At 45.3% G+C, this 21381-nt stretch carries 20 protein-coding genes; 14 read left to right on the top strand and 6 right to left on the bottom strand.

The window, feature by feature from the left end; translation table 11 throughout:
- Positions 1–248 precede the first annotated feature (248 nt).
- Positions 249–812, bottom strand: coding sequence for a chorismate--pyruvate lyase family protein (locus sps_RS27220; protein ID WP_077755369.1), 564 nt, complete (start codon positions 810–812; stop codon positions 249–251).
- 115 nt (positions 813–927) lie between these two features.
- Between sps_RS27220 and sps_RS27215 the strand changes: the two genes are divergently transcribed.
- From sps_RS27215 to sps_RS27205, 3 genes are all read left to right on the top strand, one after another.
- Positions 928–1350: a flagellar basal body-associated protein FliL gene (locus sps_RS27215; protein WP_077755891.1), complete on the top strand. Its 423-nt coding sequence runs from the start codon at positions 928–930 to the stop codon at positions 1348–1350.
- Positions 1351–1415: 65 nt separating this feature from the next.
- Positions 1416–2645 (top strand): 23S rRNA (adenine(1618)-N(6))-methyltransferase RlmF, encoded by a 1230-nt coding sequence (gene rlmF, locus sps_RS27210; RefSeq protein ID WP_077755368.1) that lies wholly within the window; start codon positions 1416–1418, stop codon positions 2643–2645.
- Positions 2646–3055: 410 nt separating this feature from the next.
- Positions 3056–3747 (top strand): IS6 family transposase gene (locus sps_RS27205; protein WP_237157961.1). Its coding sequence is split into 2 segments (ribosomal slippage): positions 3056–3302 and positions 3302–3747, totalling 693 coding nucleotides; the frame shifts between segments, so codons are not numbered across the junction.
- Between the two features lie 425 nt (positions 3748–4172).
- Here sps_RS27205 and sps_RS27200 read toward each other — a convergent pair.
- Both sps_RS27200 and sps_RS27195 read right to left on the bottom strand, forming a co-directional pair.
- On the bottom strand, positions 4173–5078 hold the full coding sequence (locus sps_RS27200; RefSeq protein ID WP_077755367.1) for a helix-turn-helix transcriptional regulator: 906 nt from the start codon (positions 5076–5078) through the stop codon (positions 4173–4175).
- 74 nt (positions 5079–5152) lie between these two features.
- On the bottom strand, positions 5153–5995 hold the full coding sequence (locus sps_RS27195) for a formate dehydrogenase accessory sulfurtransferase FdhD (RefSeq protein ID WP_077755366.1): 843 nt from the start codon (positions 5993–5995) through the stop codon (positions 5153–5155).
- A gap of 358 nt (positions 5996–6353) precedes the next feature.
- Between sps_RS27195 and sps_RS27190 the strand changes: the two genes are divergently transcribed.
- The 8 genes from sps_RS27190 (at position 6354) to sps_RS27155 (ending at position 15013) form a co-directional block, all read left to right on the top strand.
- The gene (locus sps_RS27190; protein WP_077755365.1) at positions 6354–6827 is read left to right on the top strand and encodes a DUF3305 domain-containing protein; all 474 of its coding nucleotides are present in this window, start codon (positions 6354–6356) and stop codon (positions 6825–6827) included.
- Positions 6824–7453, top strand: a complete 630-nt coding sequence (locus tag sps_RS27185; protein WP_077755364.1) for a DUF3306 domain-containing protein — start codon at positions 6824–6826, stop codon at positions 7451–7453. The genes sps_RS27190 and sps_RS27185 overlap by 4 nt, the downstream gene beginning before the upstream one ends.
- 205 nt (positions 7454–7658) lie before the next feature.
- Positions 7659–9344, top strand: a complete 1686-nt coding sequence (locus sps_RS27180; RefSeq protein ID WP_149027371.1) for a 4Fe-4S binding protein — start codon at positions 7659–7661, stop codon at positions 9342–9344.
- Between the two features lie 10 nt (positions 9345–9354).
- The gene (locus sps_RS27175; RefSeq protein ID WP_077755363.1) at positions 9355–10038 is read left to right on the top strand and encodes a TorD/DmsD family molecular chaperone; all 684 of its coding nucleotides are present in this window, start codon (positions 9355–9357) and stop codon (positions 10036–10038) included.
- Between the two features lie 151 nt (positions 10039–10189).
- Entirely contained in the window at positions 10190–10390 is a 201-nt protein-coding gene (locus tag sps_RS27170) for a twin-arginine translocation signal domain-containing protein (protein WP_077755362.1), read from the top strand.
- A gap of 62 nt (positions 10391–10452) precedes the next feature.
- Positions 10453–13302: a formate dehydrogenase subunit alpha gene (locus sps_RS27165; protein ID WP_077755361.1), complete on the top strand. Its 2850-nt coding sequence runs from the start codon at positions 10453–10455 to the stop codon at positions 13300–13302.
- Positions 13303–13328: 26 nt separating this feature from the next.
- Positions 13329–13919, top strand: coding sequence for a formate dehydrogenase FDH3 subunit beta (gene fdh3B / locus sps_RS27160; protein WP_077755360.1), 591 nt, complete (start codon positions 13329–13331; stop codon positions 13917–13919).
- A 68-nt stretch (positions 13920–13987) separates the two neighbouring features.
- The gene (locus sps_RS27155; RefSeq protein WP_077755359.1) at positions 13988–15013 is read left to right on the top strand and encodes a formate dehydrogenase subunit gamma; all 1026 of its coding nucleotides are present in this window, start codon (positions 13988–13990) and stop codon (positions 15011–15013) included.
- Positions 15014–15365: 352 nt separating this feature from the next.
- Here sps_RS27155 and sps_RS27150 read toward each other — a convergent pair whose 3' ends face one another.
- The 3 genes from sps_RS27150 to sps_RS27140 are packed head-to-tail and all read right to left on the bottom strand — an operon-like array spanning position 15366 to position 17096.
- A complete protein-coding gene (locus sps_RS27150; protein ID WP_077755358.1) occupies positions 15366–16310 on the bottom strand; it encodes a LysR family transcriptional regulator in 945 nt (314 codons plus the stop codon).
- Positions 16311–16343: 33 nt separating this feature from the next.
- On the bottom strand, positions 16344–16823 hold the full coding sequence (locus tag sps_RS27145) for a GNAT family N-acetyltransferase (protein WP_077755357.1): 480 nt from the start codon (positions 16821–16823) through the stop codon (positions 16344–16346).
- 48 nt (positions 16824–16871) lie between these two features.
- Positions 16872–17096 carry a hypothetical protein gene (locus sps_RS27140; RefSeq protein WP_077755356.1) on the bottom strand — a complete coding sequence of 75 codons (225 nt, stop codon included), beginning with the start codon at positions 17094–17096 and terminating at the stop codon, positions 16872–16874.
- Positions 17097–17694: 598 nt separating this feature from the next.
- Between sps_RS27140 and sps_RS27135 the strand changes: the two genes are divergently transcribed.
- From sps_RS27135 to fdh3B (sps_RS27125), 3 genes are read left to right on the top strand one after another with little or no spacing between them, the layout of a single operon-like run.
- A complete protein-coding gene (locus sps_RS27135) occupies positions 17695–17892 on the top strand; it encodes a formate dehydrogenase (RefSeq protein WP_077755355.1) in 198 nt (65 codons plus the stop codon).
- Between the two features lie 17 nt (positions 17893–17909).
- Complete coding sequence (locus sps_RS27130; RefSeq protein ID WP_077755354.1) at positions 17910–20765, top strand: formate dehydrogenase subunit alpha; 2856 nt, start codon at positions 17910–17912, stop codon at positions 20763–20765.
- 18 nt (positions 20766–20783) lie between these two features.
- Positions 20784–21353 carry a formate dehydrogenase FDH3 subunit beta gene (fdh3B, locus tag sps_RS27125; protein WP_077755353.1) on the top strand — a complete coding sequence of 190 codons (570 nt, stop codon included), beginning with the start codon at positions 20784–20786 and terminating at the stop codon, positions 21351–21353.
- Positions 21354–21381 lie beyond the last annotated feature (28 nt).

The raw sequence follows: 21381 nt of genomic DNA, 5'->3' as shown, positions 1-21381 counted from the left end.
AAATGGGTAATGCCGATCACTTAGTCACTATTTTGCATACATAATCACTTTTTATTCACTTTCTGAATTAACGGAATTTGTGTAGCAATCATTGACTAACAGCAGAACGAGTAAGGGCTACAGCCAGATTTAGATTAAATCCCCTGTAGCCCTTATTTTATCAATATTTTTTCTTAACTTACCGGCATTACCCAAATGGGCGTTTTTGTTTTTAAGGCTTCAACTAAAAAATACCGATAGGCATAAGCTCACATCTGTTCTATGAGCTGGCGCGCAGCGGGTAAAAAAGTTTCACTGACGATGAGCTGTTCACCGTCATAGGAGAAATATCGGCGACGTCCCCATAATTCCTGAGTAACGGGCTGCTTAAGGGACTGGGTCAATTGGGCAAGTTGCTGGCAGGGGGTAAAGTGGGCCACTTCTATTCTGCCTGGAGTGAAGTCATCGCTGGAGAAAAGCAGTTCACCTAAAGGACGGGTACCAAGGGTGAGGAAATCTGTTTCCTTCTTCTCGAGTAAGTTTGCCGGGATTAAGGTGCGGGCAAATATCCAAGGCACGTCGTCGAGACAGAGTAATACTTCTCTAACCCAGGCTTGTCTCTGAGCTGGAAACTCACCTCTGAAAGGGGTTAATTTTCCCTCTCCAAGCACCTTTACTTCGAACTTGGTACAGTGAGAACGTAATTTTTGGGTTAGACTTCCTGATGAAAGCAACCATTCACTTAGTGGGGAATCTGGGAGTTCAGAGATTTGTTCTGGCGAAAACCATTGAATTGATTCACCATAGGGAAAGCTTAACCTAGTCACACTCATCTATTTCTCGGTACAATACGGCTTAGAAACAGCTGCAGTCTATCATGCCGTCATTGGTTAGTCAGAAAGATTAGTGGATTCAAAGGAGATACAGTTCAATATGAAAAGGTTCGATATGAGATCAAGTTATCTTAGAAAATTCGCATCCCTCTTGTTTATTTTTGCCGTTAGCAGCTTCAGTGTTGGCGTTTATGCAGAAGACGAGGAGATTGTTGATAACTATGCCTACTATGGGTTCGAACCCGATCTGATCACTAACTATATCTCCAACGGAAAAAAACTGGGCTTCGTGCGCATAGGAATCGAGTTGATGGTTAAAGATCCTGAAGACTTGATCGCATTAGAGCATCATGACCCTCTTTTGCGTGCATCGATATTGGAGATAATGGGCAGTCAAACCGCTGATAAGGTAAAATCCTTAACTGGGCGTGAGGAGATCCGCCGCGAATGCTATGACACAGTTAATCGACTCATGGAACAAGAGGTCGGCCGACCGATTGTGGTTAATTTACTGTTCACTAAATATCTTTACGATTAATTAAGTTATCTAAAATTCAGTTCTTATTTATGAGCCGTTGTGAATTGACCAATGGCTGAGATCCTATGACAAAATCAGCTCCCAAACAGGCACCTAAATCGAATACCAAAACCCGTTCAGTTAAGGGCAAGCAAAACCAACCTCAGGTTAAATCAACCGCTCACAAGCAAAAGTCTATTAGGCAGAAGAGCAAGCCTACAGAACATAAGCCTAAGTCGGTACAAGCGGCCGATAAAAAAGGTCTTCATGAGAGAAATCTACATAGAGATGGTTATGATTTTGAGCTGCTTATTGGCGCGAGCCCTGAGTTAAAGATCTTCGTGAGGCCAAACCCTTACGGTAATCTATCTATCGATTTTTCTGACCCTCTGGCAGTAAAGGCGCTTAACCTAGCGCTACTTAAGGCTCATTATCACATCGAGTCTTGGGATATTCCTCAGGGATTTCTGTGTCCACCAATTCCTGGACGTGTGGATTATATTCACTATCTTGCCGACCTGCTTGCCGGAAATATTCAACAACAAATCAGCCTAGAGCCGTCAGAAGAAAGTCAAAGTGAACAAAATGTCCCAGTTTTAAAGAATAGTTCAACTAAAGCTGCAACCAAAGCTAATAGCATCCCGACTGGCTATAAGATTAAGGCGCTGGATATAGGCACCGGAGCCAATGGTATCTATCCCCTCTTAGGCATTCAATCCTATGGGTGGCAGTTTACCGCTAGCGATGTTGACACGGTTTCTATTGCCAATGTGGAGTCGGTTATTGAGGCGAATCTTTGCTTGCAAGGCAAGTTTAAAACTCGACTGCAAACCGATCATCAAAAAGTATTCCATGGCATCATCAAAGCCGATGACAGATTCGATGTGACTTTATGCAACCCACCGTTTCATTCGTCTCTGGCCGAGGCGGGTGAGGGAAGTCAGCGTAAGCTAAAGAATCTCGCGGCTAACCGTACGGCAAAAGGGCACCAAAGCGAAGCTGCTAAGGTTAAGGGCGCAAATGTAGATCTTAACTTCGGCGGTCAGAAGGCTGAGCTCTGGTGTGAAGGAGGAGAGAAGCAGTTCCTGTTCAATATGATCCGTGAGAGCGCCGACTTTAAGACCCAATGCCTGTGGTTTACTAGCCTAGTATCGAAGAAAGAAAACCTGAAACCTAGCTATGTCGCTCTCGAAAAGGCGGGTGCAGTTAGCATAAAGACCATAGATATGGCCCAAGGTAACAAGCTCACTCGCGTGTTGGCTTGGAGTTACCTCACGCCCAAGCAACAGGCGCTATGGGCTAAATATCGGGGCTAGAATTATCGAGACTAATAGTCTCGTAAGTAGTCATATTAAGGTTGAGTATGATTGGACTGCTATCGGAGATAATGAATCAAGATACTAGCAGTCTCTAGGCGAAACTGCCGTTTCAATTTGAACGTTATGTTTTGCTGAGCTGATATTCTCTAGTGATTAAACTTGAACATAAACTGCTGATGATTAGTAATATTATTGCGCTGCTTAACACCGGGATTAGCATCAAAAGTATTGGTATTGGTATTGGTGAAGGCGAAATAGAGATAATGAAGTCGTGATCTACCTTAGTATCACCTCCTCCTAATCCTAGATAAAGAGCCCACAGTGACAAAGCGACGTTCTGTCGCAAAGTTGACGACGCAAGCTAAGGAGTTGATGATATTCAAACATCAACTTGGAGCATCTACTGCATGACCCTCAACTTCTCAGGGCGACATTATCCATCAGATATCATCATGCAGGCGCTTCGTTATTACCTGGCTTATAAACTCAGTTACCGAGAAATTGAAGAGATGTTCTCTGAGCGTAATATCCATTTTGATCACTCAACCCTGAACCGCTGGGTGATCAAATATACGCCGCAACTCGAAGCCGTATTTAAGAAGAAAAAACGTCGAGTCTCTGGCTCTTGGCGAATGGACGAAACCTACATAAAATTAAAGGTCGGTGGGTTTACTATTATCGAACCGTGGATAAATTCGGCGCTATTATCGACTTTTATTTGAGTGAAACCCGTGATGAGCCAGCGGCACGGGTATTTTTCAATAAAGCCATTGATCAACATGGTTTACCTGGAAAGGTCGTTATTGATAAAAGTGGTGCGAATGCCGCAGCATTAGATACCATCAATATTCGTCTTTGGCTGTCTGGGGATATGCTGTTTATGATTGAGGTTTTGATCGTTAAATATTTGAATCATATTGTCGAGCAAAGCCATCGAAAAGTGAAAGGGAAAATGCACCAATGTTTGGGCTGGAAGTCTTGGGAAGGGGCTGAATCGACCTTGGTGGGTGTTGAGCTTTGGTCCATGATTAAGCAAGGACAAATGGACACTACTGAAATGATGACACCATGGGAACAATTTTATTCTTTGGCGGCCTAATTGTATCTGAGAGATCTTGCGCCCTCAAATTATAGCGGCGAGATCTCAGTTTGCGACAAAACCCGTTTTAGGGCATAGGGTAAAATAAAGAATAAATACTAACTTTCAAAGAGGTACGTTTGGGTTTTTATATCCGGCTGCGAGCTTCCAAAACAGGGACGTTTTGACAGAGCCTACAGGGACTGTACTTGCGGCGTCTTGCAGAAGTATCTGCACATGCCCCGCTGGAGGCGATAGATAACCATGTACTCATGGTTATCTACTAACTAGCTAAGTAGTCATAAAGCCAGACGTTAACAGAAGTTACTTAGATAATTGTTAACTGACAATTCCTAATAGGCCAAAGGCCGTCTACCTGCGAAGCGTCGTCTTAGCTTTACCTACCTCGCACCTCGTCCCTAGACTCTAACACCTCGAACCTTCCGTTATGAAGGATTCCACAGCAACTTGCCGCAATCAGTCAAATCATACCCACCCAGTGAGGCGGCCAATTGCCTGGTTTGCGAGCTCGATATCATATCGAACAGGTGCTGTAACTGGCGTCTGAAGTAGATCCCCTGTGGCATAACAAAATCGAATGATTCGGTGATTAGTGGCACGAAGCTTAGGCCGCTTTCCATGGCGACCGATTGACAGCCGAAACCTATGTCGGCATCGCCGCGGGCTATGAAGCCAGCGAGTTCGCGCTCGCTATACGCGGTAACATTGGCATTGATATGGGTTAGGGCAGCGCCTTGTTTCATGAGCCAGTGTTCCAGGTGTTGCTGGCTACCTGCACCGGCTTGTCTGTCTACCCAGCGCCAGGGGAGAGAGATAATCTGGTCTTCTTCCTGGCATCTATGATGCATCTCTGTACGCATCATCAGGCCCTGCTGACGTGTGTAGCCGTGGATCATCACCCATTGCTGATGATTCGGGTAACCTTTTAGCAGTGCCGGATGGCGGATGTTGCGCTCATCTACACTCCCCCAGTGTAGTGTGCATACATCGGCGTAGCCCCGGGACAATAAGTCCAAACCCATACGAGAACCCGTTGAGCTATAACTGATAAGGTCGCTCTTACCTATCTGAGTCATTAATCGAGAGACCAGCATAGACAGTAAGGGATCATCACTGCCTGTGATGTGCATCCTGTCTGACAGCATGCCGCTATGACATGAGTCCATTACCCAACGATCGATCAAAATTTTAGGGAAAAGCCACTTCCCGGTAACCTTAGTCGCGGGAAGAATGCGATCGTTTGCCATCGCATAGACCTTCTTTTCATTCAGATCTAGATACTCAGCAACTTGCTTGGCGCTCATGTAGACGAGTTTACTCGGCTCTGTCATTACAGTTTCCATTTCGTGTGTACTTTGGCTGCTTCATGCAGCCAAGATTGTAAAGCGTCCCTAGTTTAAATTTACTATTTTGAGGGGCGCTTGGGAGGTATTGCATCGAACTCTATGTTGTCGGCGCCGTTGTAGATAAGGAAATGTTTTCCTTTGGCTCTGGCTACCATGGTGATACCTAGTTGTTGTGCCAGCTCCAGGCCCATCTGTGTTGCGCCGCTACGGGATAGCAAGACGGGAATACCCATCTTGGCCACTTTAATTACCATTTCTGAGGTTAGACGCCCTGTGGTGTAGAAGAGCTTATCCTCACCTTGGGTTTCATTTAGCCACATCTCACCGGCTAAGGTATCTACCGCATTATGGCGACCAACATCTTCAACGAAATCGACAATCTTATCGCCATAGCAAAGTCCGCAACCATGTACGGCACCGGCATTCTTATAAGTTTCATTATATTCACTGATGTTCTTAAGCAGGCTATAGATCATGCTTTGTTTGATTTGTGGTGTCGGTAGGTTTATTTCATCCAGACCATCCATAAAACCACCATAAACTGTGCCTTGACCGCAGCCTGAGGTAACGGTTTTTTCCGATAATTTCTCATCTAAATCGGCAGTGCTTTCCTTGGTGATAATCGCTGCAGAACTGACTTCCCAATCGACAATAATAGATTCAAGTTTATCGAGCTGGGAGATAAACCCTTGGTTTTTCAAATAACCTAAGGCTAATGCCTCGGCTCTTGCTCCTAAGGTCATCAAGGTCACAATTGGCTGCCAGTTAAGATAAACCGTGAGTGGGCGCTCACAGGCGATATGCTTATCGACCTGTTCGCCGTTCTCGTTTATCGCCTTAACGGCAATAGTTAGAGGCACATCGGTTGCTGTTTTTATCAAGGTTGGCTTGTGTATGCTCAAGGTTCATCACTCATCATTGGAAATTGGCTAATTCAGCTTAGCAATTATTGTACCCAGACGCTGGATCCTTGAAGTAATGCGTGATCTCTCTCATTACTCACCGTTAAAACGCCCATTTATGTCCTATAAAAAATGGCGTCTAGGACAAATTGTCCTACTCTTAGTATGGAATTGATGATCTAGCGCAAATATCCTCTATAAAATGCATGGCACATATATTGCTTAATGCTAGGTATCTAAGTCGATGTCTACGCATACGCAGATATGAATTTTGGTATCGAGCGGGTATTCATGCGGTGATTACTGAACGACTCGCTATCAAACGCGACAAGCACGCTATAAGTAAGGTGGAGATTGAATGAAACATACCGAAAGCCAATGGCCCATGCATGTTTCTCTTAAGAGAATCGAAAAGCTAGTCGGGCGCTGGACCTCAGTGACCTGGGAGTTAGATCAGATTTTACCTGCGACTCATGACGCCCCTGAAAACTCAAATATTATCCTGCTTGAGCTACATAAAGATGAGCGTGGTAGCTACCGTATCAATCTGGATATGGACAATGCCATGTTGTACATAGTGTGTGACGAACTCGAAGACGGTACTTGGGTTCCCGCTATGCTCTCGGCAGATCAAAATGTCGCGGCGGGTTGTCTCGAAGGCGATACTCCTGTGTTGAACTTGCCTATGCCACAAGCTATTGCCTGCTGGATTGAAGCCTTTATTACCCGTCACGGTGAAGTCGAGATAAGTGCTCATCGTCGTAAACATGTTAATCGCCGCAAGAATCAGGGTCCGAGTACCAATCACTTTAGTGGGTCGGCAAGCCAATGAATGATAAATCGAGCGGATTATTCTCTCGCTGGACTCAACGCCGCCAACAAGTCGAAGACGAAAGGTTAGCAGAAGCGGCAGCCACAGCTGAAGCACAAACAAAGACAGATGAGCAACACCTTAGTGATCGAGAAGTCGCTGAATCTCAGCAAGAGTCTGAGTCGGTAGATGAAGCTAAGGTGATTACGGCTGAAGACTTGCCCGATCCGGACAAAATTGAAGTCGGTGGCAGCTTCGCTAGCTTTATGGGGGCAAATGTCGATCCAACCGCCAAGGCGGCCGCGCTAAAATCGCTATGGAAGCAACCTCAATATAACGAGATAGATGGCTTACTCGAATATGCCTTAGATTACAGTAATCAGCCTAAGCTGAGTGCGAAACAGTCGGCAGAGATTGCCAAGAAGATTTTCCGTCATGTGACCAAAAAAGAAGATGAAGAGCTGGAGCAGGCTCAAGTAGTTGAAGACCATGCTACAGAGAGTGCCGATGAAAGCACAACCGCCTCCCTGAGCAATGACACAAATCTAGAAAGTGAAGCACCTGAGGACATTTTGGACATCGAGAGTGATGACTTGACCCAAAATGCACCAAATTTTGAGGGTGAATCAAAGAAGACGGTCGTTTAACGTCATTTTACATAAGTTTAATAACCACAGATTTGGTATGTGAATTGCTACTCTATATAGCAAAAAGCGATAAAGCTTAGCAAAATTCGGCATGAAACCTTGGCCCTGATGAAGCCAAAGGATTGAACAATGAAACGCTAACCGACATGTGATAAGAGTCTAGCGATCAGCCGATGGCAACAGCCAAACTGTTCAGGAACGCAACGTGAGCATAAATTTGAAAAGTGATACCCAAGTTGAACTTCAAGGAGTTCGACAGCAGGTGTTGGCGAATACTCAGGTCATTCAAAACTTGATCCCGCCAACTGTCAGCTACACCACTGAGGGCAATGTGCTCGTTATAGGGCCGGAAGATCTGGCTCGTTTAGCGGCTTCTAGATTGTCTAACATGGGCAAAATAGCCATTCTGGCCAATGAATCTATTACCAGCCAAGATGAAGACCATCTTGAGAAGGTGATGGCTGCCGCCGAAGATGTCGAGAGTTTCTATAACAAGCTTATTGAGATCAAAGGTTTCCTCGGCCAGTTTCAGGTTAAAGTCGACTCAGGTAATGAGCAAGATGCTACAGTGACTGACTTGAGCTTAGTGGCTATTCGTAAGGCGCACTTCGATCTTATCTTAGATTTGAGTCAATCTCCTTGTATCAACTTAGAAATGCTACCACCAGGTTATTTCTACGTGGGTCAGGATGAAGCTAAATTAGACGATGCCATTAACCAACTTCCTGAACTGATTGGTGAGTTTGATAAGCCACGCTACGTTAAGGTGAACAGTGAGATCTGTGCCCATAACCGTAACGGTATCGATGGTTGTAATCGTTGTCTTAACTTCTGCCCTGCCGATGCGATTCAAAGCATAGATAAGATGATAGAGATAGACCCCTATCTTTGTCACGGTGCCGGTAGCTGTACCAATGCTTGTCCTACAGGCGCGATTAGCTACGACCTGCCAACGCCTCAAGCTCTGCACTCTTACCTGCATAAACTTGTCACTCGTTTTAGCGACCAGGCTCAAATCGCCCCAGTGATCTTATTTCATGATGAAGCTAATGGTGCAGCACTTATAGCTAATGATTTACCTGGCGCAATTATTCCGGTTGCCCTGGAAGAGATTACTGTTGCTAGCATAGATCATTGGATGTCATCTCTGGCCTGGGGCGCACGTCAGATTCTGGTGCTCAATACTGCAGCTACTGCGCCGACCTTGACCCAGATGCTTAAGGGTGAACTTCAGCTGGCAAACGATATTCTTAGTGAGGTAGGTCAGCCTGAGCGAATCTCTGTGATTGATGAATCTAGCCTAGCTTCTCTTACTGATTTAATCGCCGTGAGTTCTGATTGGCCTGTGATTGTACCGGGTGAATTTGTGGCTACCACTAAGCGTAACACCTTATATGCGGCGATTGATCACCTCAATGAGCAAGCCGACTCTGTAGAGATCTGTCTTACTCAAGCTAACCTACCTTACGGTATCGTCAGTGTAAATACAGACAGCTGTACCTTGTGTCTTTCTTGTGTGTCTACCTGTCCGACACAAGCTTTGACCGATGGTGGCGACAAGCCAGCATTGAATTTCCTTGAGCAAGATTGCGTGCAATGTGGCTTATGTGAAAAAGCTTGTCCAGAGAATGCCATTAGCCTGACTTCTCAGATGAATTTAGATAAACAAGAACGTCAAGCCATCAAGACATTGAAAGAAGAGGACCCCTTCGAATGTATTCGCTGTGGTACTCCATTTGCGACTAAATCTATGATTCAGCGTATGCAGGAAGTGATCGGTGGACACAGCGCATTCAGTGCTAATACAGAGCGTTTAAAAATGTGTAGTGACTGCCGTGTGAAAGATATGTTTGAAGACATCCTTCAAGACCCAGAAAAGCAACTGCGATAAGAGTGTAGCTATGACCGAATTAGCAAGAGAAGTATCAGAAAACGATCAGTTAAGAGCCGACATCTATCAGCTATTAGCCGCGCTGTTACGCAGCCAGCCAAGTGCAGAGTTATTGCAGTTTCTTGTCAACCTTGAACTGGATGTCGATGATCCTAGCGAGATGACCAAGGCATGGTCGGCGCTTAAGTTGGCCGCGAATCAATTTTCCAGTGAGCAGCTGGAAGAAGAATATTTCAATATCTTTTATGGCGTCGGTAGCGGTGAAATCATGCCTTATGCCAGCTGGTTTATGACGGGGTCCTTGATGGACAAGCCATTAGCTATGTTACGTCAGGATCTGATGCAGCTTGGTTTTGAGCGCGAAGAGAACGTCAAAGAGCCGGAAGATCATGTTGCAGCACTTTGTGAGGTGATGGGGATTTTATTGCTAGAAGCCCCTGGTTATCGCCAACTGGGCTTCTATCAGCGCCATCTCAGTAGCTGGATAGAGCGTTTCTGCACCTCATTAGCGGCAACGCCAAGTGCGGCTTTTTATGCCACAGTAGCTCACTTAGCTAAGGCTTTCTTCGAGATTGAAGCCAATGAATTTGAGCAGTTGCAACTGAATATTCCTGTGAACTGCCCTGGCTCTGAGGCCGAAAAAACCGAGACTACAGGTGTCCTTGAATCTACTAAACAAGAGTTGGCTTCGTAAACGGCACGCTTAGTAGCTGAATCATGTATCTCAGTTCGGTGTCAATGTGACGGGCTGACATACAAGAAAACCGAAGGGAAACCTTCAAAAATAGTCGGGTCATCAAGTTATTGACCCAAATTAAAACACCAAGTGAAAACTAGGAGACACTATGAAGAAGCAAGCTTCCGACATGGGTCGTCGTCAACTGCTAAAGGCTTTGGCAGTTGGTAGCGCGGCTGGTGCAGTTGCAACTGTTAGTGGACAAGCTCTTGCGGCATCGCCTGCTGTAGCACCGACTACAGAGAAAGATGAAGGCTACCAAGAGACTGACCATGTTCGCAGTTATTACGCATCTTTGCGTACTAAGTAACTGTAGCTTTTTGATCTGATTAGTAAATATTCATATTAAATCAATAAGATTAGGAGTGTGTGATGCGACTAACTCGCAAAACAGACCAGGCAACAACGGCTAGTAAGCCTGCCTTAGGTCTAAACCGCCGTCAGTTCCTTCAGTCTGCAGGTCTTGCAACTGGTGGTATTGCTGCGGCGTCTATGCTTGGCGCAGGTATGATGCGCAAAGCCGAAGCGAAAGAGGTGCCACATAATGCACCAACGGAAATAAAACGTACCATATGTTCTCACTGTTCTGTGGGTTGTGGTATCTATGCCGAAGTACAAAACGGTGTGTGGACCGGCCAAGAGCCTGCATTCGATCATCCTTTCAATGCTGGTGGTCACTGTGCAAAAGGTGCAGCACTACGTGAGCATGGCCATGGTGGAAAGCGTCTTAAATATCCAATGAAGCTTGAAGGCGGAAAGTGGAAGAAGATCTCTTGGGATCAGGCCATAGAAGAAGTGAGTAGTAAGGCATTAGAGATCCGCAAGGAATCTGGTCCTGATTCAGTATTCTTCATGGGCTCGGCTAAGTTCTCTAACGAACAAGCCTATATGTACCGCAAATTAGCAGCTATGTGGGGCACCAACAATGTCGATCACTCTGCACGTATTTGTCACTCTACCACTGTAGCCGGTGTTGCAAACACTTGGGGCTATGGTGCGCAAACCAATTCTTTTAACGATATCCGTAATGCAAAAGTGATGATGTTCATTGGGTCCAACCCATGTGAAGCGCATCCGGTTGCAATGCAGCACATCCTCGAAGGTAAAGAACGGGGCGCGAAAATCATCGTCGTCGACCCGAGATTTAGCCGAACTGCTGCTAAGTCTGATGAATATGTACATATTCGCCCTGGTACTGATATTCCTTATATTTATGGTCTACTTTGGCATATCTTCAAGAACAAGTGGGAAGATCAAACTTTTATCGACCAACGTGTATACGGTATGGAACGTATTCGCGAGGAAGCGGCTAAGTGGAATCCCGCCGAAGTTGAGAATGTGACCAGCGTCCCTGAAGCTCAGATGCACCGTGTAGCCAAGATGCTGGCTATGACTAAGCCTGGTACCGTTGTCTGGTGTATGGGTGGTACTCAACATCACATAGGTAACGCCAATACTCGTGCCTACTGTATCCTTCAGCTAGCCCTAGGTAACATGGGTGTCTCTGGTGGTGGTACTAATATTTTCCGTGGTCACGATAACGTACAGGGCGCGACTGATTTCGGTCTGCTGTTCGATACCTTGCCAGGCTACTATGGCCTGAAGACAGGTTCATGGAAGCACTGGTGTAACGTGTGGGATCTGGATTACGAGTGGGTTAAGAGCCGTTTTGACCAGAATGAATACTTAGGCCAAAAGCCGATGAACTCTACTGGTATCCCATGTTCTCGTTGGCATGACGGTGTACTGGAAGACAAGACTAAGATCGCTCAGAAAGATAACATACGTATGTCATTCTTCTGGGGTCAGTCAGTTAACACCGAAACACGTGGTCGCGAAGTGCGTGAAGCACTGGATAAGATGGACACTGTAGTGGTTGTCGATCCATTCCCAACGATGGCAGGCGTGATGCACAACCGTACAGACGGTGTATATCTGCTTCCTGCATCGACTCAATTTGAAACTTACGGTTCAGTATCTGCATCAAATCGTTCACTGCAGTGGCGTACACAGGTTATCGAGCCCTTGTTCGAGTCTAAGCCAGATCATGTGATCATGTATAAATTGGCTAAGAAATGGGGCATAGAGAAAGAACTCTGTAAGCATATTAAGGTCAATGGTGATGAGCCATTAATCGAAGACATGACTCGCGAATTTAACAAGGGTATGTGGACCATTGGTTACACAGGCCAAAGTCCTGAGCGTTTGAAGATGCACCAGGAAAACTGGGGTACTTTCGATATTAAATCTCTCGAGGCACCAGGTGGACCAGCAAAAGGTGAGACCTATGGTCTACCTTGGCCATGTTGGGGGACTCCAGAGATGAAACACCCAGGTTCACAGATCTTGTATCGTACAGATCGTGAAGTGAAAGATGGTGGTGGTAACTTCCGTGCCCGTTACGGTGTCGAACACGATGGCAATAATATTCTTGCTGAGGGTTCTTACTCTAAAGGTTCTGAAATCCAGGATGGTTATCCTGAATTTACCGCTGATATGCTTAAACAACTCGGCTGGTGGGATGATCTGACTGCTGAAGAAAAGCAACATGCCGAAGGTAAAAACTGGAAGACTGATATCTCTGGTGGTATCCAGCGTGTGGCCATTAAACATGGTTGTATTCCTTATGGTAACGCCAAAGCACGTTGTATCGTATGGAACTTCCCCGATGATATTCCTCTGCACCGTGAGCCACTTTATACGCCGCGTCGTGATCTGGTCGCTAAGTACCCGACTTATGATGACCGTATGGTTGCTCGTCTTCCTACCCTGTATAAAACCATTCAGGATCAGGACTTCGCTAAAGACTTCCCAATTGCACTGACCTCTGGTCGTTTAGTGGAATACGAAGGCGGTGGTGAAGAGACGCGCTCTAACCCTTGGCTCGCTGAGCTGCAGCAAGAGATGTTTATTGAGATCAGTCCAGCGGACGCAGCAGATCGCGGTCTTCGTGACGGTGATGATGTTTGGGTTCACAGTCCGGAAGGCGCCAAAATCAAGGTTCAAGCCATGGTAACGCCTCGCGTTATCGAAGGTGAGTGCTTTATGCCTTACCACTTCGCGGGTGTATTCGAAGGTGAAGACCTGAGTAAATATTACCCTGAAGGCACTGTACCTTATGTTGTTGGCGAATCGGCTAATACTGTACTGACCTATGGCTATGATGTGGTTACTCAGATGCAAGAGACTAAGTCTAGCTTGTGTCAGATCACTAAAGCCTAACTGAACTTGATGAGGAGATAGCCAACATGGCAGTCATGAAATTTTTGTGTGACACCAAACGCTGCATCGAGTGTAACGGTTGCGTCACAGCTTGTAAGAACGAAAACGATTCCGCTCTCGAGTGGGGAATTCAACGTCGCCGTGTGGTAACAATTAACGATGGTGAGCCCGGTGAAGCGTCGATCTCAGTGGCATGTATGCACTGTACCGATGCACCTTGCCAGGCAGTTTGTCCGGCCGATTGTTTCTACCGTACCGAAGACGGCATAGTGCTGCATAACAAAGATACTTGTATCGGTTGCGGTTATTGCTTGTATGCATGTCCATTTGGGGCGCCTCAGTTCCCTAAAAAGACTGCATTCGGTAGCCGTGGCAAGATGGATAAGTGTACTTTCTGTGCCGGTGGCCCGGAAGAGACTCATTCAGATGCAGAGCGTCAGAAGTACGGTGCTAACCGTATCGCCGAAGGTAAGTTGCCTATGTGTGCCGAACTTTGTTCGACCAAGGCGCTACTTGCCGGTGATGCTGAGATAGTATCCAGTATCTATAGAGAGCGTACCGCGGCACGTGGCAATCCAGGTGCAATCTGGGGTTACACACCTCAGACGAGTGCATAGGGCAATTAGGACTATAGGGCTGTGAGTGATTTTTGCAGCTCGATAATAAAGTCCAATAAGGAGTGACTATGAATTTTAAATCACTACGAAGCCTGTTTGCACTGTTGGTTTTGCCTCTGGTGTTAACTAGTGTGTTAGCGGCTGGTTTAGGAATGAGCACGACTGCATATGCAGCCGATGGTCAAACCAGCCAGCAAATGGCTAATGCTAAAACCAGCGATGCAGATCTCTGGCGTGCAGTGAAGGCTGGTGATTCAGGTTATACGACGGCCCAGGGTGTCGAAGCTAATGTGTTAATTAACATCGCTGGCAATCAAGGGAAAGATATTAAAAATAATTATCTTACCCCAGCGATGGCTTTTGCTGTGTTAGGTGTGTTCGGTGCCTTCTTAGCATTTTATTTTGTTAATGGACCTTCTAAGTTAAGTAAAGGGTTCTCTGGCAAAATGGTATTGCGTTGGACTAAGGCCGATTTGTGGATCCACTGGGTACTAGCCCTATCTTGTTTGGGGCTGATATTTACCGGTCTCACCATAATGTTAGGTAAACATGTTCTGCAGCCTTATGTTGCTGAAGGAATATGGGCTGCAATGATCTATGGCAGTAAGACTATCCATGATTATGTGGGTCCGATTTTCATGGCGGCTTGGGTTTTGTGCGTCGTAAAATGGATGCCGATGCAGACATTTAAGATGTACGACCTTAAATGGTTCCTCGTGGTTGGTGGTTACATCAACTTTGGACCATTCAAGGGTAAGCATCCAGACAGTGGTTTTGCTAATGCCGGTGAGAAAATGTGGTTCTGGACATTAACTGTGTTCGGTCTTTTCATCTGTGTTTCGGGCATCATGCTGGTTTTACCTGGTCTTGATCTTCCCCGGGAAGCCTCTATGGCTGCACTACTGATACATGCTATCAGCGCGATCATCATTATCGCCTTTACTATCGTTCATATTTGGATGGCGACAGTATTGAGTGAAGGTGGCATGGAGTGTATGAAGTCTGGTTACTGTGATGAGAACTGGGCTGTGCAGCACCATAATCTTTGGTACGACGAGATCAAAGAGAATGGCAGTTTAGAATATAAAGATTAAGGTCAAAGATCCTAGGAACTAGAACCTAGGCCTAGGAACTTAATAAAAAGCCCCAGTCGATTTAGTTCGCTGGGGCTTTTTCATATGGATGTGATTATCCCCGGACTATATGGATGTAGTTGGAGGGGAGTTTCATATGGATGTGATTATCCCCGGACTATATGGATGTAGTTGGAGGGTAGTTTCATATGGATGTGATTATCCTCGAACTATAAGGTCGTAGTAGAAGGGGAGTTTTATATCTAAATCTTGAGTGTGATGCTGACGCATCAATGAGAACGAATGATGAGCCTATCTATCTCGCGACTCGAAGCTTTCTTTGTTGTGTTTTGAGCTCGATACTATAAGGAACCTAGGCTCTAGGTACTTTAGATAAAGTCAGTTGTTGCCCTTTTTCGATTGCAGTTTCAAGATAATTCTTTAGTAACGGAAAGCAAAACTCTCTAAACCATTTGTGTTCAGGATCGTTTTGATACTTGGCATGCCAGAGTAAATAATATGGGTGTGTTTCTAATTTAAAGGGGAGTGGCTTCACTTTTAAATCAAAGATATTGCAATACTCAGCAATGATATGTCGGGGCACTGTGATGATGGCTTCTGTTGTATCAATGACTTTAAAGGCATCGAAAAATGAGGGGACATTTGCTAATACTTTTCTTTCATATCCAGTAGGCTGCATAACTTTATCAACTTGCTTGGTGATATTGGTAATACTGCGCACTAGCACATGTTTAGATCTCACATAGCTTTCGAGCGTAAGAGGCTCATTCGCAAGCGTACAGCTCTTTGACATGACAGCTACATACGAGTCTTCAATCAATTTCTTCCCATAGATATTCTCAGGAATTGTATCTGCAATTGAAGCAACTAAGTCTACCTTTTTCATTTCGTCATCGGAGAGACTCTGTCCTTGCCATAATTGGCTGTCAATGCTTAGGTATGGTGAGACCTTCTCTAGCTCAGAGCAAATTAGAGCACTCGTTATTGATGATAAGAAAGAGGTATAGGCTAAATGAAAGCGTCGTTTACAGCTTGCCGGGTTAAATGTCTCAGTTAAGTAAAGGGAGTCAAGCGTGGTGAGTATACCTGGGAGCTCGATGAGAAGTTCTTCCCCCCTTTGTGTCAATATAAAATTCTGACCCTCACGAATTAATATGGGGTCATCGAATGCCTCTCTAATTTGCAACAGGCTCCTGCTCATTGCAGATTGTGTAACGTTCAGCTGATGGGCTGATAAGGTTAAATTTCGCGTCTGTAATAATGATAATAGCGGTCGAAGTAACTTGTAGTTATTCATTATATCTTCTCAGAGCCATATTAAGGATTGGCTTTATAGTGTTTTTAGCATCCATACATCACACGCGTTATGTACTGTTCCGCTCAAAGATTCACTTAAATGCTCAAAACCTAGTTTTTCATAAAGACGAATCGCTGAATCCATATTAGACAGGGTATCTAAATAACATTGTTGATACCCTTGCTGCTTGGCGTACTCTAAACACTTTATCGTTAGGCTTTTTCCTAAACCATGTCCACGGCTTTCTTTTAATAGAAATAGTTTTTTTAGTTCGCAAATGTCACTGCTCTTGTTAAAGGGGGCAACACCACAGCCTCCAACTACTGTTCCATTTAATTTTGCGACCAAATAGAGGCTATTGATATTGCTATAATGCTGACTCATATTTTCTACTTCAGCATCTGAGGGGCCATAGCCTTCCCCAACAGCCCCGTACTCCTCACCAACTCTCTTGATTATTGCGCATACAAGGCTATCAACTTCTGGTGTTACTTCTACTATTTTTAAAAACATTATACACCTCTCTATATGTGGTTATATCTAACTGTACTTGCAGCTAAGTTACAGATGTCCTTCGCGCCACTTTTTGATCATCTCTTCAGAAACGAGCATTCTTTCTATCCGTAACCTGAGCTTTTTCTTCTCTAGGCTGAGGTCCTGCTGTTTAGTCTTCATCTCCTGTGTATTACCGAGTTGATGAATGACACTTTGGATTCTGGTTGTAGCAAAAGAAACCAAGGCTGCGGTTATTAATAATGCCAGCGATAGTGTTTTAATTTGTGCCACCTTTATTCGTTTTACTCTACTTTGACTTCACTATAAGGCGTAACCAACCATGATATATAATCAATATATATTATGGTTGGCATGATTTTAAGTCATGAGCAGGTAGTTGTGGATAATCATAAATGGAGGTTATGTTTATGGCTTTGTTAGCGCTTTCTTGAATCACTTTACTACAGTTAGATACTCGTCAATTTTTTACTGTGCTAAGAATATGTTGTACCTTGTTTAAAGCCGAAATAAAAACCATTATTAATTGGTTTTTGCCTTAAGTATCAGTTTATTGCTTGTACATTCCAGTAACAAATTCTGCTCGAACACAGCCTCATATTTACGTCGTAAAATTAAAATAAATTTCAAAACATGATTGGGTTAACACTTTAGAAAGCAGGTGAGCTTAATAGCGATTCTTATCCGTTTTAGATCAATATTCTTTCGATAAAACTTACCTATATTGGCTGGGCAATTTGTTGGGTGCTTTTTGATAATAAAAATTGGTGCTGAGCAATACCACAGAATTAACAAATTGACAGCATTTGGTCGGCATCAAACATGAAAATAAGCATTCTTAATACTTAACGATTCCTTCCCAGGAGTAAAAATGAAGAAGCAACAGCCTGATCTGAATCGGAGATCTTTGCTGAAAGCACTCACAGTAGGTGGTACGGCGACGGTCGCCCTTGCCGCTACTGATATAAGTGCCGCTCAAGCAACCGAGAGTAATGTGAGCACAAAAAGTGCGAATGGCTATCATGAAACTACACATATACGTAGTTATTACAATAGCTTGAGAAGCTAGTTAGGAGAGTTTTAGATATGCAGTTAACTCGCAAATCTAACGAGGCACCTAAAGTCGACAAGAAGACTCTAGGCATTAGCCGTCGTCAGTTTATGAAGCATGCCGGTATCACTTCAGGTGGTATTGCTGCGGCTTCACTCTTAGGTACAGGCATGATGCGTCGTGCAGAAGCCAAAGATGTTCCACATGATACACCTATCGAGATCAAGCGTACCGTATGTAGTGCTTGTGCGGTAGGTTGTGGTCTATATGCTGAAGTTCAAAATGGTGTTTGGACTGGTCAGGAGCCTGCATTTGATCATCCATTCAATGCCGGCGGACATTGTGCTAAAGGTGCAGCGCTGCGTGAACATGGTCATGGTGAGAAGCGTCTTAAGTATCCCATGAAGCTTGTTGATGGCAAGTGGCAGAAATTATCTTGGGAGCAAGCTTTCAATGAAGTTGGCGACCAGATGCTGGATATCCGTAAAGAGTCTGGCCCTGATTCACTTTACTTCATGGGTAGCGCTAAGTTTTCTAACGAAGGCTGTTACATGTACCGCAAATTTGCGGCTATGTGGGGCACTAACAACGTCGATCACTCGGCTCGGATTTGTCACTCTACCACGGTAGCTGGTGTTGCAAACACTTGGGGCTACGGTGCGCAAACTAACTCTTTCAACGATATTCAGAATGCAAACGCGATCTTCTTCATCGGGTCAAACCCGGCTGAAGCGCATCCCGTTGCTATGCAGCATATTCTGATCGCGAAAGAGAAAAACAACGCAAAAATTATCGTTGTCGATCCTCGTTTCTCGCGTACTGCGGCTCACTCTGACCTGCACTGTGCTATTCGTCCGGGTACCGATATTCCATTCATCTACGGTATGCTTTGGCATATATTCAAAAATGGCTGGGAAGATAAGACCTTTATCAAAGAACGTGTTTTCGAGATGGAAACGATTCGCGAAGAAGCGAAGAAGTTCCCGCCTAAAGAAGTTGAACACGTCACAGGTGTAAGCGAAGCTGACGTTTACCAAGCGGCTAAGCTTATGGCCGATAACTGTCCAGGTACCGTTGTTTGGTGTATGGGTGGGACTCAGCATCACGTAGGTAATGCTAACACTCGTGCCTACTGCATTCTTCAGCTAGCTCTAGGTAATATGGGTAAGCAAGGTGGTGGTACTAACATCTTCCGTGGTCACGATAACGTACAAGGTGCAACCGACTTAGGTCTGTTATTCGATACGCTACCTGGTTACTACGGTCTTAAGACTGGCTCTTGGAAGCACTGGTCTCATGTATGGGATCTTGAGTTCGACTGGGTTAAGTCTCGTTTCGATCAGAACGAATACCTAGGTCGTGTGCCAATGAACACGCCAGGTATTCCTTGTTCTCGTTGGCATGACGGTGTACTCGAGACCCCTGAAGCATTAGCGCAGAAAGATCGTATTCGTATGGCTTTTTTCTGGGGACAATCGGTTAACACTGAGACCCGTCAGCGTGAAGTTCGTGATGCACTAGATAAGATGGATACAGTGGTTGTTGTCGATCCATTCCCGACTATGGCAGGTGTTATGCACCGTCGTAAGAATGGTGTTTATTTACTACCAGCGTGTACTCAGTTTGAGACTGAAGGCTCTGTGTCAAACTCAGGCCGTAGCCAACAGTGGCGCGAAAAAGTGATTGAGCCATTGTTTGAGTCTAAGACCGACCTTGAGATCATGTATCGCCTGTCTCAGAAGCTTGGCTTTGCAAAAGAGTTCACTAAACGTATCGCTAAAGACGCTAATGACGTTCTGGTTATCGAAGACATTACTCGCGAAATTAATCGCGGTATGTGGACTATCGGTATGTCAGGTCAGAGCCCTGAGCGTTTGAAGATGCACACCCAGAACTGGGGTACATTCAGCAACAAGACGCTTGAAGCGGTTGGCGGACCGGCTAAGGGTGATACTTATGGTCTACCTTGGCCATGTTGGGGCACACCTGAGCAGAAGCATCCAGGTACTCAAATCCTTTATAACACACACAAGCATGTGCTCGATGGCGGCGGTAACTTCCGTGCCCGTTTTGGTGTTGAGTACAAAGGTAAGAACCTTCTTGCCGAAGGCAGTTTCTCTAAAGGTTCTGAGCTCACCGATGGTTACCCGGAGTTTACCTCTCAGATGCTTAAGCAGTTGGGTTGGTGGGATGATCTAACCGCGACAGAGAAAGCCGAAGCCGATGGCAAGAACTGGAAGACAGATATTTCCGGTGGCATCCAACGTGTGGCTATGAAGCATGGCTGTATTCCTTACGGTAACGCGAAGGCGCGTTGTATCGTATGGACCTTCCCTGATCAGGCTCCGGTTCACCGTGAGCCACTTTATACCCCTCGTCGTGATCTCGTATCTAAGTATCCAACTTATGATGATATGCAGGTGCATCGTCTACCGACTCTGTATAAGTCAATCCAAGAGAAAGACACGGCAGCTAAGTACCCACTCGCATTGACTTCAGGTCGTCTAGTTGAGTATGAAGGCGGTGGCGAAGAGTCTCGTTCTAACCCGTGGCTTGCCGAGCTTCAGCAGCAGATGTTTGTTGAGATAAGCCCTGCAGATGCTGCAGACCGTGGTATTCGTAATGGTGATAATGTCTGGCTTGAAGGGGCTGAGGGTGGTCGTATTAAGATCCAAGCTATGGTAACGCCTCGGGTTAAACCTGGTGTGACTTGGATGCCTTACCACTTCGCGGGCGAGATGCACGGCGAAAGCCTGGCAGCTAACTATCCGGAAGGTACGGTTCCTTATGTTATTGGTGAGTCTGCGAACACTGCACTGACTTATGGTTATGACCCTGTGACTCAGATGCAGGAAACCAAGGCATCGCTTTGTCAGATTGAGAAAGCGTAAGCTAGGAGAATTGCCATTATGGCTACAATGAAATTTTTGTGTGATACCAAACGCTGCATCGAGTGTAACGGTTGTGTCACAGCTTGTAAGAACGAAAACGACTCGGCTCTAGAGTGGGGTATTCAACGTCGCCGCGTTGTTACTATCAACGACGGTCAAAGAGGTGAGGCTTCTATCTCGGTAGCATGTATGCATTGTACAGATGCACCTTGTATGGCTGTTTGCCCGGCAAACTGTTTCTACCAGACTGAAGACGGTTTAACACTACATAACAAGGATACTTGTATTGGTTGTGGTTACTGCCTCTATGCTTGTCCATTCGGTGCACCTCAGTTCCCTAAGAAGGGCGCCTTTGGTACTCGCGGTAAGATGGATAAATGTACATTCTGTGCCGGTGGTCCTGAAGAGAACCATTCAGATGCAGAGCGTCAGAAGTACGGCTCAAACCGTATCGCGGAAGGTAAGCTACCTATGTGCGCCGAGCTATGTGCGACCAAATCGTTACTGGCGGGTGATGCTGAGATTATCTCATCTATCTTCCGTGAGCGTGTGGCATACCGTGGCTCTAAAAATGCAATCTGGGGTTAATAGATCTGCTGCGCATTTCTAAGGATGT

Origin of the sequence: Shewanella psychrophila, from assembly GCF_002005305.1 — a bacterium.
Classification (GTDB): domain Bacteria; phylum Pseudomonadota; class Gammaproteobacteria; order Enterobacterales; family Shewanellaceae; genus Shewanella; species Shewanella psychrophila.
This window is presented reverse-complemented; position numbering and strand designations above follow the sequence as displayed.